Here is a 15,155-nt window from a genome sequence, read left to right as displayed (position 1 = left end):
AGAACGCATGGACGTGACGACGATACCTTACGGCGCCTACGGCGAGCGCACCCGCGCGACGGTGCGCGCGGCATACACCGGCGAAGTCATCGAGGCGGGCACGGGCTGGTATGTGCTTGGACAGCGCCTTTACCACCCCGTGTTGCGCCGCTTTATCGGCCCGGATACGCAAAGCCCGTTCGACGAGGGCGGGATCAACCGTTACGCCTACTGCGGCGGCGATCCGATCAACCACGTCGATCCCACCGGTACCCGCTTCTGGAAATGGTTCGGCGTCGCGCTGGGTGTTGTGGGCGCGGTGATCGCCACCGTCGCGACGGCCGGCATCGCGGCGGCGGGTATCGCGGCGGGTATCACGCCCATGCTCGTCGCCACCACCGTCGCCAACGTGATTTCCATCGCAGCCGACGTGGCATCGATCGCCGCCACCCTCGCGAACAAGCCCCAGTTGGCCAGCATCCTGGGTTACATCGGGCTGGGCTTCGGCGTCGCGGGCATGGCCGGCTCGATCGGCAGCGGCGTGAGCAAGGTGGCGCAGCTGGGACAACGTGCGACGGGAAAGATCCGACAGGGACTGGGCAGGCTAGCGTACCGGGCCGATGCGGTGTGGCAATCCGGCGTCTCATCCGCGATGTCGCGCACCGCGGGTGCCCGCGGGGTCGCATCGGGCATCGCCCGCGGCGGCGCCCCTCTGCGACAAGGCATGCGGACAGGCGTCGCAAGCGCGGCGCCACCATCCGCCCTGGTGCCGCGAGGCAGCGCATCCGCTTCGGGCGATGCGGTGCGTGCTGCCGCACCGATGGAAGGCCAGGGCCTGCTGGCGGGTGCACGCGACAAGGTCACGTCGTTCTACCGTCGCTTCGTCCGCGAAAGCGACATCGAAGACTACGGGCTGGGCAGGAGTCAGTTCGTCGGCGAACTCGCGCTCACGGGAGGCACGGTCGCCGTCGAGGCCGGCGTCCGCGGCTCACCCTCGTCCATGCTGCCTCCGCCGCCACCGTCGATCAGGCCGGAAAGCGCCAGCGCATGGCGCCCGGACGACATGCCCCCGTATTTCGGAAGGGAAGCCTGGCGGGACGACACCATGTACGTCTACATGGCAAACGTGCTGAACGTGCATGTTGGTGAGGCATACACGTTGCCATGAAGACCCTTCACGATCTTGCAATGGACGAGCGCGTCTACGGCGCATACGGACACCACGCGAACGACACAAGGGCGCAGGTCGCTTACGCCGGTGAACCCGTCGAGCGGGATACGGGGGACTACCTGCTGGGCAGTCGTCCGTACGTGCCACACCTGCGCCGATTTCTCGCGCCGGACCCGCAGAGTCCGTTCGACGACGGTGGCATGAATCGCTACGCGTATTGCGGCGGCGACCCCGTCAACCGTGTCGATCCGTCCGGGAACGCATGGTGGACCTGGATCGGCGAGGCCGCAGGTTACCTCGGCGCGGCACTGGGCGCGGTCGCCTGGCGCGCGCCGCCCTCGACCGCCACGGACGTGTCGAGGGGACTCGCCGCGGCCATGGACACCTCGGACACGCTGGCGCTGCGCCGGGCCGCGATGGCCGACGTCACGCCAGCGGCAAACCGGTCGGGCGCCCGGGTCCCGTCGACATCGCGCGGCGTCGGGTCATCGAGGCCGGAGGCATCCTCGCCGCGCGTGCTTCTCCACAAAGGGCGCGCCCAGATACCACCGTCACGCTTGCGCACGTTCCGAAACAGGCAAGCCGTCACTGTCGACTGGACGCCGCACACCCACCCGAAAAAGCCGAAGGCCACGCATTGGCTGAACGACACGGAGGTTTACAGCGAGGACATCGACGATGTCATGCCGCATATCGAACGCATGACGCGACAGGCGCCGCAGTCGACGGATGTCTATGTCTACTCAGGCGTCCACGGCGCGAGTTCGGGCCAGAACTGGCATCGCGGCACGCGCCAGCGGGTTGCCGCGTCGTTTCTTCGGGACGACCTGGGCAAGGTGCCCAGTTACGAGTTGTCGGCGAACAACCCGGTGACCGTGGAGGATATCGGCGTCATCCGCAAGCCGGAGTTGAAACGTCGGATGCGTCGTCCCGGGCACCACGTCCATGCCTATTGCTTCAGTCTCGCCGACCGCGTGGTGATGAAGGAACTCGCCATCGGCGTGGCGAGGGTCTACGAGCTGTAGGCGACCGCTGGGCAGCGGCTATCGAACGACCGACAACCGCGGGGCCGGCGGCGGCGTATCGAACGGCCGTTTGGCGTCGCTGCCGAAGGGCCGCCAGACGCCGTCCGCTCCTTCGACACGGATGCACGCCTCGTCGCCGTCGGATGCCGCACGGCTCACCGCGTCACGCAGCGCCTCGAAGCGCGAGGCGAAATACCCCACAGCCACGCCCTCCAGCCTGACCGGCCACCGCTTGCCATCCTCGGCGTGGTAGGGAATCTCGTATCTGCGGGTCATGACACTCTCCGGCCTGCACAACGTGAGGCAAAGCATGCGGTTACGTCCGTCATGACACGGTCGGCGTTCCTCGCCGCGGCGATGACGCCGCCACGACATCCGTCCCGCGGTGCACAACGGGTCGTGAAGGGGGCGTTTGCTAGAATCGGGGTTTTACCCTGGCGCGCGGTCATCCCGACGGCGTGCCGCCCAAGGAGCCCCCATGTCCGCCAAGATCCTCTCCGCGCTCGGCCTCAATGCCACCGAATCGGGTACCTACCTCGGTCGCGGTGAATGGGCCGCCACCACGTCCGCCGGTACGCTGTCGCCCGTCAACCCGGCCACCGGCGAGGTCATTGCCACGGTGCAGGCCTCCAGCGCGACCGATTACGAGACGATCGTGCAGCGGGCCCAGGACGCCTTCACGGTGTGGCGCACCACCCCCGCCCCGCGCCGCGGCGAAGCCGTGCGCCTGTGCGGCGAGGCGCTGCGTCGCCACAAGGACGCCCTCGGCTCCCTCGTGGCCCTGGAAATGGGCAAGATCAAGCCCGAGGGCGACGGCGAAGTACAGGAAATGATCGACATCGCCGAGTTCGCCGTGGGCCAGAGCCGCATGCTCTACGGCTACACCATGCACTCGGAGCGTCCGGGCCACCGCATGTACGAGCAGTGGCACCCGCTGGGCATCGTCGGCATCGTCAGCGCGTTCAACTTCCCCGTGGCCGTATGGGCGTGGAACGCTTTCCTCGCCGCCATCTGCGGCAACATCTGCCTGTGGAAGCCCTCGCCCAAGACGCCGCTCTCGGCCATCGCCACGATGAAGATCTGCAACGAGGCGCTCAAGGAGGCCGGCTTCCCGGACATTTTCTTCCTCTTCAACGACGCTGGCACCGAGCTGGCGCAGGCCTTCGTCGACGACAAGCGCATCCCACTGATCAGCTTCACCGGATCGACCAAGGTTGGCCGCATGGTCGGCGAGCGTGTCGCCCGCCGCATGGGCCGCAGCCTGCTCGAGCTGGGTGGCAACAATGCCATCATCCTCGACAAGAGCGCCGACCTGAAGCTCGCGGTGCCCGGCATCGTCTTCGGCGCGGTGGGCACGGCCGGCCAGCGCTGCACCACCACGCGCCGGCTGATCGTGCACTCGTCCATCCATGATTCGGTGGTCGACACCCTCGTGAAGGCCTACGGCCAGGTCGAGCAGAAGATCGGCGACCCCACGCTTGCCACCACCCTCATGGGCCCGCTGAACAGCCCTGAGGCCGTGACGGCCTATCTCGACGCCGTCGAGAAGGCCAAGGCCGCCGGCGGAACCGTGCGGACGGGCGGCAAGGCGCTCACCGACCGCAAGGGGCACTTCGTGCTGCCCACGATCATCACTGGCCTGACCAACGACGCCGAGGTGGTGCAGACAGAAACCTTCGCGCCGATCCTCTACGTGATGCCGTTCGAGACGCTCGATGACGCCATCGCCATGCAGAACGGCGTGCCGCAGGGCCTGTCCTCGGCGATCTTCACCCAGGACCTCAAGGCCGCCGAGCAGTTTCTCTCGGCCGCCGGCTCCGACTGCGGCATCGCCAACGTGAACATCGGCACCTCCGGCGCCGAAATCGGCGGAGCGTTCGGCGGCGAGAAAGAAACCGGCGGCGGTCGCGAGTCGGGGTCCGACGCGTGGAAGGCCTACATGCGCCGCCAGACCAACACCATCAACTACTCCGACGCGCTGCCGCTGGCCCAGGGCATCAAGTTCGAGTTCTGACCGGAATGACGCCATGAACGACTTGCGCCCGACGGAGCGTTTCTCCGACCGTGTCGCCGATTACGTCCGCTACCGGCCCGACTACCCGCGGGCGCTGGTCGACTGGCTGCATACGCTGGGCGTCAGGCCGCATTGGCGCGTCGCGGACGTGGGCGCCGGCACTGGCATCTCGTCGAAGCTATTCCTCGACGCGGGCCACCCGGTCACGGCGGTGGAGCCCAACGCGGCGATGCGCGAGGCGGCCATGCGCTGGCTGGGCGCGGAATCGCGTTTCACCGTCGTGGATGGCCGTGCCGAAGCCACCGGACTGGCCGACGGATCGGTCGACCTCGTGACGGTGGCCCAGGCGTTCCACTGGTTCGACCGCGAGGCGGTACGCGCCGAGTTCGCCCGGATGCTCTCATCGCACGGGCTCGTCGTGGTGTTCTGGAACACCCGCCGCCTGGTCGGTACGCCCTTCCTCGAAGGCTATGAACGCCTGCTGCGCGAATACGGCATCGACTATGCCGGCGTCGCCGAACGGTATGCCGACGACGACAGCATGGCGCGATGGTTCGGTGCGGGCTATCGCGGCAAGGCATCGTTCGCGCACGGGCAGAAGCTCGATCACGACGGCCTGCTCGGTCGCACCCAGTCGTCGTCCTACATGCCCCGCGTCGGCCACCCCAACCACGAGCCCATGCTCGCCGCCCTGCGTTCGCTGTTCGATGCCACGCAGGATGGCGGTTTCATCGATTTCGACTACGACACCCGCGTGTTCGCGGGTCGCCCGGACGCCTGATGTACGACCTGATCCGCCCCCTGCTCTTCGCCCTCGACGCCGAGACCGCCCACGGCCTCACGCTCTACGCGTCCGACGTGGCCTGGCGCAGCAACCTCTCGCGCTTTGTCCACACGCCGCCCGCCGACCTGCCGACGACCGTGTTCGGCATCCGTTTCCCGAATCCGGTGGGCCTGGCCGCGGGCCTGGACAAGAACGGCGATCATCTCGACGGCCTTGCCGCGATGGGTTTCGGTTTCGTTGAGATCGGCACCGTCACGCCACGACCGCAACCGGGCAACGACAAACCCCGGATGTTCCGCCTACCCGCGCACCAGGCCGTGATCAATCGCCTGGGCTTCAACAACGGCGGCATCGACGCCCTGGTCCGCAACGTGGAGAAATCCATCTTCAAGGGCGTGCTCGGCATCAACATCGGCAAGAACAAGGACACCCCCAACGAGCGGGCGATCGACGATTACCTGCACTGCCTGGAGCGCGCCTACCCGCTGGCCGGCTACGTCACGGTCAACATTTCCTCGCCCAACACCCAGGGGCTGCGCGACCTGCAGGAAGAAGACACCCTTCGTCGCTTCATCGGCACGCTGCGCGACGCGCAGGAGCGCCTCGCGGCGCGGCACGGATCACGCAAGCCCATGCTGCTGAAGATCGCGCCGGACCTTCGCGAGGCCGAGTTGGACGCCATCGCCGACGTGCTGCTCGCCTCGGGCATCGACGGCGTGATCTGCACCAATACCACCGTCGATCGCGACGGCGTGGCGGACGATCCCCTCGCCAACGAAACCGGCGGGCTCTCCGGCAAACCGCTGTTCGCGAAGTCCACCGCCGTGCTGCGCGGCATGAAAGCCCGCGTGGGCGACCGCCTGCCGATCGTGGGCGTGGGTGGCATCGTCGAAGGCGACGACGCCGCCGAAAAACTGCGGGCCGGCGCGTCGCTCGTGCAGCTGTATTCCGGGCTGGTCTATCGCGGCCCGAAGCTCATCAACGAGGCCGTCGCGGAGATCCGCCGCCAGGGGATCCTCGCATGAGCATGAACAACGCGCCCGTCGACATGGGCGGGTTTTCGCTCACGTCCGATGCACCGCTCGGCGCACGCAACACCTTGCGGGTCAACGCGAAGGCGGCGCTGCTTGCCGAGGTGCACGACGTCACGAAGCTCGCCGAACTGCTCGCCTACCCCGCCGTGAAGCGCGGTCCGGTATGGGTGCTCGGCGAAGGCAGCAACCTGCTCATCAAGGGCGACATCGACGGCACGGTGATCGCTATCGCCAATCGGGGCGTGGAGACGTTCCAACGTGACGACCGGGTGCTGATCCGCGTCGCCGCGGGCGAGCACTGGGACGACTTCGTGCGTTGGTCGCTCGGCCAGGGTTACGCGGGCCTGGAGAACCTCATCCTGATTCCCGGCACGGTGGGCGCTTCGCCCATCCAGAACATCGGTGCCTATGGCGTCGACGTGGCGGAGTTCATCGACACCGTCGAAGCGTGGGACACCCATGCGAATGCGTTCGTCGTGCTCGACAAGGCCGCGTGCGCCTTCTCGTATCGCGATTCGACGTTCAAGCAGCAGCCCGGTCGCTGGATCGTCGTGGCCGTGACCTTCGCGCTGCCGCGCGAACGGCCGCTGTCGCTCGACTACGCCGGCATCGGCGACGAACTGGCCCGCATGGGCGTCGTTCGCGCTACGCCCTACCACGTGGCCGAAGCCGTCGTGCGCCTGCGCTCGCGCAAGCTGCCCGATCCCGCCGTCATCGGCAACGCGGGAAGCTTCTTCAAGAATCCTATCGTGCCGGCGGCGCAGGCCGAGTCCCTCACCCTGGCCCATCCGGGTTTACCCGTGTGGCCGCATGATGGCGGCACCGCGAAGATTTCCGCGGCGTGGCTCATCGAGCAGGCCGGGTTCAAAGGCGAACGCGAGGGCGATGCCGGCATGTCTAACCGACACGCGCTGGTACTGGTCAACCATGGCAAGGCGACCGGGCCCGAATTGTGGGCGTTCGCGCAGAAGGTGATGGCCGGCGTGAAGGCGCGCTTCGGCGTGCCGCTGGAACCCGAGCCGCTCGTCATCTGAAGCCGCGCATCGGGTAAGCGATCAAGGAAAGCCCGCCATCGCGTGGACCGAAGCGTGAAGACGTGGTGCGCTTGCGACCTTGTAGCGGCAGAGCGCGTTGCACCTGGGCGATTGAGGTCGGCCCAAGGCTGTGGTCTCACCGTCCGGGCCGGCGGCAAGGCCTGCATCCATGCAACATCCCCTCACTTCCACCAGGAAACTTGCAAAAAAACCTGCCCTGGCATCAGGCATCACCGGCAGCGCTTCCGATTCCGCACCGCCTTGCCGCTGGCAGGAAGGCGGCGGTGCGCTTATCGTCGTCCAGGCAGGGCGGCGCACGGATCCCCCCGCGACACGCGACACGGAGGTTGCGACATGGAAGCGATGTATCCCACCGCACGGGTCTACGGGGCTTACGGCCAGCGGCGCGTGCCCCCAGGAGATGCGCAGGCGGCCTACACCGGCGCGATCGGCGAACGCGAGGCGGCAGGCTACCTGCTCGACGATCGGCTCTACGTGCCAACGTTGCGGCGCTTCGTCAATCCGGATTCCTTCAGCCCCTTCGAGGAGGGCGGCCTCAACCGCTATGCCTACTGCGGCGGCGACCCGATCGGCCGTATCGATCCAAACGGGCACAGCTGGCTTGATTGGCTGGGCACGATGATCGACAGCCTTGACCTTCGCCTGACACGCGTGTCGGCCGCCGACGGGGTGGAGCATGCGTTCGCCACGCCAGGCCTGGCCGCCGTCCGCACGACGCCCACGGCGGAAGCCCTGGCGCTACAGGGAGCGCTGGCCTCGCTGGATGACAACGCTGTCGCAGCGGCATTGGCGGCGTATGGAAGATCCAAGATAGCCTTACCCGGGGCGAGCGTCGCAACAGCCTTCGTCCCTTCGGCAGGGGCCTTGGCGTTCGTCTGGCCGTACAAGGGAAACACGCTGTCCGCGACGATTTTCACGACCGATCGACGCACCATCCATGTGCTGCAAGGCCCTCAGGCATTTCATGCCGATCCGCGGCGGTCCGCGCTGGCCGCCAAGGGCACGGGCAAGGTCTACCCGCATTGGGTGAAACACACCAACGCGAGCGGGGGCGTGCACGTCGCCACGACGACACCCGTAAACCTCGCCCATCTGGACAAGCTCAAGCGCTACATCGACACCACGGAGCCAGGCAGACCCGTCCGTATTCTGGCGGGCGCCCACGGTACGCCGCACGGACAGAACTGGACATCGACAGGACAGCGGGATTTCACCAGCGAGGCGTTTTTCACGTCAGCGCGTGACAAAGTCCGACAGATCGGTTGGGCGGCCGAGATGTGGCGGTACGCCGACGTCGACGCCAAAAGCATGGAAGCCCTGCTGAACCACGGCAGCGGCGTGTACGTTCATCTGACCTGTTTCGGCGCGGCGGATGCCGTCTACCTGCGCGCGTTGAACGTGCACGACGTCACGGTGAGAACTCCCGCGCCTTTCGATACGCCCGGGGTGCGGACCTGACGCGGAGCGGTGCCGGGCCGCCGCCGATGATGAACGAAACAGAACGCGCAGCATTCCCCGTGGATGTCACGGCGACGTCAAATCACGGTCATATGCTCCCCCGGCGGCGTACCATCGGAGCGTCGCGTGCCGCGACGAGGACGATAGCCCTGGATACGATGACGCCCCCCAACGACCCCGCCGTTCCCGCGAAGACGGCTGCCGCCTCCAGGGTTTCCCCGCCGGCCGAGGCCGCGGGACCGGATCTGGGTGATCCCGCCCTTTACATCCACCGGGAGCTGTCCCAGCTGCAGTTCAACATCCGCGTGCTCGACCAGGCGCTGGACGAGTCCAAGCCCCTGATCGAGCGGCTGAAGTTCCTGCTGATCTTTTCGTCGAACATGGACGAGTTCTTCGAGATCCGCGTGGCCGGCCTCAAGCAGCAGATCGCGTTCGATCACGAGGTGATCGGCGCCGACGGTATCCCCCCGCGACGGGTGCTGGCCGAGATCGCCGAGATCGCTCACCGGCAGATCGAGCGGCAATACCAGATCCTCAACGAGAAGATCCTGCCGGCGCTGGCCGCCGAGGGCATCCGCATCGTCCGCCGCAACCAGTGGACGCACAAGCAGAAGCTCTGGGTGCGCCGATACTTCCGCCACGAGGTGGCGCCGCTGATCACGCCCATCGGCCTGGACCCCACCCACCCGTTTCCGCGGCTGGTCAACAAGAGCCTCAACTTCATCGTGCAGCTCGAGGGCACCGATGCCTTCGGCCGCGATTCGGGCCTGGCCATCGTACCCGCGCCGCGCATCCTGCCGCGCATCATCCGCCTGCCGCCCGAAGTGTGCGAGGACGGCGACAACTACGTGCTGCTGTCGTCCATTCTCCACGCGCACGCGGACGATCTGTTTCCGGGCATGCGCGTGCTGGGTTCGTACCAGTTCCGCCTGACCCGCAACGCCGACCTGTCGATCGACCCCGAAGACGTCGAAGACCTGGCGCGCACGCTGCGCGGCGAGCTGTTCTCGCGTCGCTATGGCGACGCGGTGCGCCTGGAAGTGGCCGACAACTGCCCGAAGCCCCTGGTCGATTACCTGCTCAAGCAGTTCGCGCTCGACGCCGATTCGCTCTACGAAGTGAACGGCCCGGTGAACCTCGCCCGTCTGTTCGAGATGACGCTGCAGCCGACCTATTCCAAGCTGCAGTTTCCTGCCTTCGTGCCCGCGCTGCCCAAGGTGCTGGCCCAGGCGGAGGACATGTTCGCGGTCATCGGCAAGCAGGACGTGCTGCTCTATCACCCGTTCGAGTCGTTCTCGCCCGTGGTCGACTTCCTCCGCCAGGCGGCGAAAGACCCCCAGGTGCTGACGATCAAGCAGACGCTGTACCGAAGCGGCGCCAACTCGGAAATCGTCGACGCGCTGGTGGACGCCGCCCGTGCGGGCAAGGAAGTGACCGCGGTGATCGAGCTGCGTGCCCGCTTCGACGAAGAGTCCAACCTCGGCCTGGCTTCGCGCCTGCAACAGGCCGGGGCCGTGGTGACCTACGGGGTGGTCGGCGTGAAGACGCACGCCAAGCTCGCCTTCGTGCAACGCCGCGAGAACGGCAAGCTCGTCGCCTACGCGCACCTGGGCACGGGCAACTACCACTCGGGCAATGCCCGGCTCTACACCGATTACAGCCTGCTCACCTCCGACGAGGCGTTGTGCGACGACGTGCATCGCCTGTTCCGGCTGCTCACCGGCATGGGCAAGGCCCTGAAGATGAAGCGGCTGCTCTACGCGCCGTTTACGCTGAAAAAGACCCTGCTCGACCTGATCGCCCGAGAGGCGTCCAATGCGGCCGCGGGCAAGAAGGCGGAAATCATCTGCAAGCTCAACGCCGTGACCGACCCCAAGATGATCCGGGCGCTGTATCGCGCCAGCCAGGCGGGGGTGAAGATCGAGCTGATCGTGCGCGGCATGTGCTGCCTGCGTTCGGGCATCCCGGGGGTGTCGCAAAACATCCGGGTGCGCTCGGTGGTCGGACGGTTCCTCGAACACAGCCGCGTCTATTGGTTCCACAACGACGGCGAACCGGACCTCTACCTCGCCAGCGCCGACATGATGGAACGCAATCTGGATCGTCGCGTGGAGACGTGTTTCCCGGTCGAGGGCAAGAAAATGCAGCAGCGCGTGCGCCGCGAGCTCGACATCTATCTCAACGACAACCACTCCGCGTGGCTGCAACAGCCCGACGGCAGCTATGCCCTGCTCCAGCCTGCCGCGGGGCAGCCGGTACGGGATGCGCAGACGCAATTGCTGGAGCGGTTCGGGGGATTGGCGGCACCGGAAACCGCGTGAGACCCTGCGCGCGAAGGCGAAGCCATCGCGCGCAGGCCGCGATCCTACGGGTCAGGCCAGGCCGGCGGCAGCGGCCACGATGTCGTCGTCGCCGGGTAGCACCAGGAAGGCCGCGCCGGCCAACGGCGTAAACGTGTCGGCACCCACCACGCGGTGCATCGGCAGGCCGCCGAACCCCGCCTCGGCCAGCGCGGTGATGACGCCCTCGCCCACGCCCGCGCTCTTGCGGCCCTCGTCGACCACCAGCACGCGCTTCGCGCTACGCGCCTGCGCCGCGATGAAGGCGTCGTTGAGCGGCACCAGCCAGCGCAGGTCGACCACGCGCACCCTCCAGCCGTGGGCCTGCTCGATGCGCCGCGCAGCGCGCAGGCTCATCGGCACGCCGTTGCCGAAGGTGAAGATCACCAGGTCATCGGCGTCCTCGTGGTACACCCGCCCCTCGCCCAGCGGCATGGCCTGCCCCGGCTCGGGATAACCGAACTGCCACAGGCCATCGCCGGGTTCGTAGAGGTCTTTGGTCATGTACAGCGCGATCGGCTCCAGGAACGCCGTGACGCGTCCGTCCACCTTCGCCAGCGCGGCCATGGTGCGCAGCATCGTCGCGGCGTCGTCGCCGCGGCTGGGGCAACCGACCACCAGGCCGGGAATGTCGCGCAACGCCGTGATCGAGTTGTCGTTGTGGAAGTGCCCGCCAAAGCCCCTCTGATAGCCCAGCGACGCCACGCGCATGAGCATCGGGTTGCGATACTGGTCGTTGGAGAAGAACTGCAAGGAGGCGGCTTCACCGCGGATCTGGTCGCACGCGTTGTGGAAATACGCGAGGTACTGGATTTCCGGCAAGGGCAGCATGCCCATGTTGGCGTAGCCCTGGGCGAGGCCGAGGATCATCGTCTCGTCGAGCAGCGTGTTGAAGACGCGCGCGTTGCGAAAGGCCTTGTGCAGGCCCTTGGTCACGGTATAGACACCGCCCTTCTGCGCGACGTCTTCGCCGAAGAGCAGGCTTTCAGGATATTTCGCCATCAGGTCGTGCAGCGCCTGCCCGATCTGGATCGCCAGATGCCGCGGCGGCTGGGACTCGGGCAGTTTCGCGGCGCCGCCGAACACCCTTTCGCGTTCGGCCGCGTCGGCCGCCCGCTCCGCTTCGACCTTCACCGCCTCGGGCGAGTATGGCGCCAGCGGTGCCATCACCTCGGCGAGGTCGGTGAGCTTGGGTCGGCGGTCGGCTTCGTCGGCGGCGGCGAAGCAGCGCCGGCGGATGTCGTTATAGAGGTTGAGCAGGCTGTCGCGATCGTAGAGGCCCGATGACAACGCGATGGTCGCGCTGCGCAGCAAGGGATCGGTGGCTTCCAGCGCCACCAGTTCTTCCACCGAGCGCCATTCGATCTCGAAATCGGTGCCCGCGTGACCCATCACGCGCGTGGTGTTGAGGTGCAGGAAGGTCGGCCGGCGGGTGGAGCGGCAGTGCTCCACCGCACGCTGCACACCGGCATAGCCGCCGGACAGATCCAGGCCGTCGGCGTAGAAATAGTCGAGATTGGCACGGCGCTGGAAGTTGTTCGCCACCCAGCCCGTGGGCGTCTTCACCGAGATGCCGATGCCGTTGTCTTCGCACACGAAGAGCACCGGCGCGGGCAGCTTCTGGTAAGCCGTCCACGCGGCGGCGTTGAAGGCGGTCTGCGCGGTGGCGTGGTTGGACGAGGCGTCGCCGAACGAGCAGATCGCGATCGCGTCGTCGGGAATCGGCAGCGCATGGCCGATGCGCCGGCCCTGCTCGATGGCGATGGCCGTACCCAGCGCCTTGGGCAGGTGCGAGGCGATGGTGGACGTCTGCGGCAACACCCACAGCGGCTTGCTGCCCCACACCTTGTGGCGGCCACCGGAGGCGGGATCTTCGCGGCTGGCGGCGAACGAGAGCGCCGAATCCATCACCGGGTCCATGCCGGGCAACTTGCGGAAACGCTCGGCCATGAAGCCGCCGCTGCGGTAATGCAAAAACGCCGGATCCGTGTGGCGCGTGAGCCGGGCGACCATCGCGTTGCCTTCGTGACCCGACGAGCCGATGGTGTAGAACACCTTGTTCTGCACGCGCAGCACGCGGGCCATGAGATCGAGGTGGCGGCTGATCAACTGCGATTCCAGCAGCTCGCGAAACCCGCGCGCATCCAGCGCGCTACCCGGGAGAACCGGCTCGTCGTCGCGCGGCGCGGCGGCGACGTCGCCCTGCCAGAACTGCACGAACTCGACGAAATTCTGGTCGACGATCTCGGCGCGGTTGAAGCCCTTGTGGCGGGCGGCGATAGGATGCGGAACGGACATGGACGAACTTCCGAAGAAAAGGAATCAGGTAAGCATCGGTGTGAAGCCGGGCTGCGCGCGGACGCGCTCGAGCCAGGCGACGACGCGCGGCCAGCGGGACAGGTCGAAACCGCCGTCCGCGGCGCAGTGGGTATAGGCGTACAGCGCGATGTCGGCCACGCCGAAGTCGCCGCCGCTGAAGAAGGCGTCGCGCGCCAGCGCGTCCTCCATCACGTCGAACGCCTTGCCGCCCTTGTCGAGCAGCGTCGGCAGCTCGGCCTGGCGAGGATGGTCGGCCGGCAGCCACATGCGGATGAAACGGGCCACGGCGACCGCGGGCTCGTGCGTGTACTGCTCGAAGAACATCCACTGCAACGTGACGGCGCGCTTCCACGGATCGGCCGGCAGGTAAGGCGTGCCGTCGGCGAGAAAACACAGGATCGCGTTGGACTCGGCCAGCCGGCGGCCGTCGTCGAGTACAAGCAGCGGCACCTTGCCGTTGGGGTTGAGCGCCAGAAACGCCGGCGTGCGCGTGGCCCCGTGCGCGCTATCGACGTCGACCCAGCGATAGGGGGTGCCAAGCATATCGAGCAGGCATTGCAGCTTGTAGCAATTGCCGGACGCGCGCATGCCATGGATGGTGAACATCGGGGTCGTCCTCAAAAAGGAAGGGATCGGCGCGACCGCCACGTGCGCGCGTCCGTCCGCGTGGACCGACGCGATCGGCGGCGAAAGGCCCGGGCAAATCGCCCGGGCCGGTCCCGTGGCGCGGGCTCAGAACGCGTTGATGCCGGTCAGCTCACGGCCCACCACCAACTGGTGCACCGTCTCGGTGCCTTCGTAGGTAATGACCGACTCGAGGTTGAGCGCGTGGCGGATCGCCGAATGCTCGGTGGTGATGCCGGCGCCGCCGAGGATGTCACGGCACTCACGGGCGATGTCGAGCGCCATGCGCACGTTGTTCCACTTGGCCAGGGAGACCTGGGTGGGCTGGAAGCGCCCGGCGTCCTTCAGGCGACCCAGTTGCAGCGAGAGCAGCTGGGCCGAGGTGATGCGGCGGGCCATGTCCGCCAGCTTCAGCTGCACGGCCTGGTTGGCGGCCAGCGGACGGCCGAACAGGATGCGGCCGGCGGTGTAGTCGAGCACCTCCTTCAGGCACGCCTGGGCGGCGCCGATCGGGCCCCAGGTGATGCCGTAGCGGGCCTGGGTCAGGCAGCCGAGCGGGCCCTTCAGGCCCTTCACGTTGGGAAGGCGGGCGCTGTCGGGCACGCGCACGTCGTCGAAGAACAACCCGGAGGTGACCGAGGCGCGCAGGCTCATCTTCTTGTGAACTTCCTGGGCGGCGAAGCCCTTGGTGTCCGTCGGCACGATGAAGCCCTGGATGCCGTCGTCGGTCTGTGCCCAGACGATGGCGATGTGCGCCAGGTTGCCGTTGGTGATCCACATCTTGGCGCCGTTGATGACCCAGTCGCCACCGTCCTTGCGGGCGACGGTCTTCATGTTGGCCGGGTCGGAGCCACCGTGCGGCTCGGTGAGGCCGAAGCAGCCGATCACCTCACCGGCCGCCATGCGGGGCAGCCACTCGCGCTTCTGCTCCTCGGAGCCGTAGGCGTAGATCGGGTACATGCACAACGAGCTCTGCACCGAGGCGAAGCTGCGCAGGCCCGAATCGCCGCGCTCGAGCTCCTGGCAGATCAGGCCGTAGCTCACGCCGTTCATGCCGGCGCAGCCGTATTCCTCGGGGATGGTCGCGCCGAGCAGGCCCAGCGAGGCGATCTCGGGCACCAGCTCGGCCGGGAAGCGCCCCTGGTCGAAACAGTCGCCGATGATCGGGAGCACCTTTTCGTCGACGAAGCGGCCCACGGTGTCCTGCACCATGCGTTCTTCTTCGGTGAGCAGCGAACGGACGTCGTAGAGGTCGAGCGGATCGAGACGATGGGCCATGCGGGGACTCTTGGGCGGGCTACCGGAAAGCCTCCGATTGTAGCGGTCGTCCATGACGGGGGTCATGCCGGGGCG

At 67.2% G+C, this 15,155-nt stretch carries 12 protein-coding genes; 8 read left to right on the top strand and 4 right to left on the bottom strand.

The genetic code is table 11. The features are described 5' to 3' along the window. The first annotated feature begins 7 nt into the window (after positions 1-7). Together PI246_RS02990 and PI246_RS02985 are read left to right on the top strand one after the other, a co-directional pair. Complete coding sequence (locus PI246_RS02990) at positions 8-1,147, top strand: RHS repeat-associated core domain-containing protein (RefSeq protein WP_320549796.1); 1,140 nt, start codon at positions 8-10, stop codon at positions 1,145-1,147. After that, positions 1,144-2,175, top strand: a complete 1,032-nt coding sequence (locus PI246_RS02985) for an RHS repeat-associated core domain-containing protein (RefSeq protein ID WP_320549795.1) — start codon at positions 1,144-1,146, stop codon at positions 2,173-2,175. The genes PI246_RS02990 and PI246_RS02985 overlap by 4 nt, the downstream gene beginning before the upstream one ends. Before the next feature lie 18 nt (positions 2,176-2,193). Here PI246_RS02985 and PI246_RS02980 read toward each other — a convergent pair whose 3' ends face one another. Next, the gene (locus tag PI246_RS02980; protein WP_320549794.1) at positions 2,194-2,451 is read right to left on the bottom strand and encodes a hypothetical protein; all 258 of its coding nucleotides are present in this window, start codon (positions 2,449-2,451) and stop codon (positions 2,194-2,196) included. 202 nt (positions 2,452-2,653) lie between these two features. On the opposite strand from PI246_RS02980, the gene amaB reads away from it, so the two are divergent. From amaB to ppk1, 6 genes are all read left to right on the top strand, one after another. After that, a complete protein-coding gene (gene amaB, locus PI246_RS02975; protein ID WP_320549793.1) occupies positions 2,654-4,189 on the top strand; it encodes an L-piperidine-6-carboxylate dehydrogenase in 1,536 nt (511 codons plus the stop codon). Between the two features lie 13 nt (positions 4,190-4,202). Continuing rightward, entirely contained in the window at positions 4,203-4,970 is a 768-nt protein-coding gene (locus tag PI246_RS02970; RefSeq protein ID WP_320549792.1) for a class I SAM-dependent methyltransferase, read from the top strand. Beyond that, positions 4,970-5,998, top strand: a complete 1,029-nt coding sequence (locus PI246_RS02965) for a quinone-dependent dihydroorotate dehydrogenase (protein ID WP_320549791.1) — start codon at positions 4,970-4,972, stop codon at positions 5,996-5,998. Before PI246_RS02970 ends, PI246_RS02965 begins: the two co-directional genes overlap by 1 nt. A gap of 23 nt (positions 5,999-6,021) precedes the next feature. Further along, on the top strand, positions 6,022-7,041 hold the full coding sequence (gene murB / locus PI246_RS02960) for a UDP-N-acetylmuramate dehydrogenase (protein ID WP_320550242.1): 1,020 nt from the start codon (positions 6,022-6,024) through the stop codon (positions 7,039-7,041). A gap of 261 nt (positions 7,042-7,302) precedes the next feature. After that, positions 7,303-8,520, top strand: a complete 1,218-nt coding sequence (locus PI246_RS02955) for an RHS repeat-associated core domain-containing protein (RefSeq protein ID WP_320549790.1) — start codon at positions 7,303-7,305, stop codon at positions 8,518-8,520. A 158-nt stretch (positions 8,521-8,678) separates the two neighbouring features. Next, entirely contained in the window at positions 8,679-10,841 is a 2,163-nt protein-coding gene (gene ppk1, locus PI246_RS02950) for a polyphosphate kinase 1 (RefSeq protein WP_320549789.1), read from the top strand. Positions 10,842-10,892: 51 nt separating this feature from the next. Here ppk1 and PI246_RS02945 read toward each other — a convergent pair whose 3' ends face one another. The 3 genes from PI246_RS02945 to PI246_RS02935 form a co-directional block, all read right to left on the bottom strand. Next, positions 10,893-13,157, bottom strand: a complete 2,265-nt coding sequence (locus PI246_RS02945; RefSeq protein ID WP_320549788.1) for a thiamine pyrophosphate-dependent enzyme — start codon at positions 13,155-13,157, stop codon at positions 10,893-10,895. 24 nt (positions 13,158-13,181) lie between these two features. Then, complete coding sequence (locus PI246_RS02940; RefSeq protein WP_320549787.1) at positions 13,182-13,784, bottom strand: glutathione S-transferase family protein; 603 nt, start codon at positions 13,782-13,784, stop codon at positions 13,182-13,184. Between the two features lie 126 nt (positions 13,785-13,910). Next, positions 13,911-15,080 (bottom strand): acyl-CoA dehydrogenase family protein, encoded by a 1,170-nt coding sequence (locus tag PI246_RS02935; RefSeq protein WP_320549786.1) that lies wholly within the window; start codon positions 15,078-15,080, stop codon positions 13,911-13,913. Between the last annotated feature and the right edge of the window lie 75 nt (positions 15,081-15,155).

The sequence above is a fragment of the Luteibacter sahnii genome, from assembly GCF_034063545.1.
GTDB classification, from domain to species: Bacteria; Pseudomonadota; Gammaproteobacteria; order Xanthomonadales; family Rhodanobacteraceae; genus Luteibacter; species Luteibacter sahnii.
The sequence above is the reverse complement of the archived record's forward strand: the minus strand, read 5'-3'. Positions and strand labels throughout refer to the sequence as shown.

Bases quoted from the DNA above. Each gene is read 5' to 3' on its own strand.
- ppk1 (WP_320549789.1), top strand. From the start codon at position 8,679: ATGACGCCCCCCAACGACCCCGCCGTTCCCGCGAAGACGGCTGCCGCC.
- PI246_RS02985 (WP_320549795.1), top strand. From the start codon at position 1,144: ATGAAGACCCTTCACGATCTTGCAATGGACGAGCGCGTCTACGGCGCA.
- PI246_RS02980 (WP_320549794.1), bottom strand. From the start codon at position 2,451: ATGACCCGCAGATACGAGATTCCCTACCACGCCGAGGATGGCAAGCGG.
- amaB (WP_320549793.1), top strand. From the start codon at position 2,654: ATGTCCGCCAAGATCCTCTCCGCGCTCGGCCTCAATGCCACCGAATCG.
- PI246_RS02945 (WP_320549788.1), bottom strand. From the start codon at position 13,157: ATGTCCGTTCCGCATCCTATCGCCGCCCGCCACAAGGGCTTCAACCGC.
- PI246_RS02935 (WP_320549786.1), bottom strand. From the start codon at position 15,080: ATGGCCCATCGTCTCGATCCGCTCGACCTCTACGACGTCCGTTCGCTG.
- PI246_RS02940 (WP_320549787.1), bottom strand. From the start codon at position 13,784: ATGTTCACCATCCATGGCATGCGCGCGTCCGGCAATTGCTACAAGCTG.
- murB (WP_320550242.1), top strand. From the start codon at position 6,022: ATGGGCGGGTTTTCGCTCACGTCCGATGCACCGCTCGGCGCACGCAAC.
- PI246_RS02990 (WP_320549796.1), top strand. From the start codon at position 8: ATGGACGTGACGACGATACCTTACGGCGCCTACGGCGAGCGCACCCGC.
- PI246_RS02965 (WP_320549791.1), top strand. From the start codon at position 4,970: ATGTACGACCTGATCCGCCCCCTGCTCTTCGCCCTCGACGCCGAGACC.
- PI246_RS02970 (WP_320549792.1), top strand. From the start codon at position 4,203: ATGAACGACTTGCGCCCGACGGAGCGTTTCTCCGACCGTGTCGCCGAT.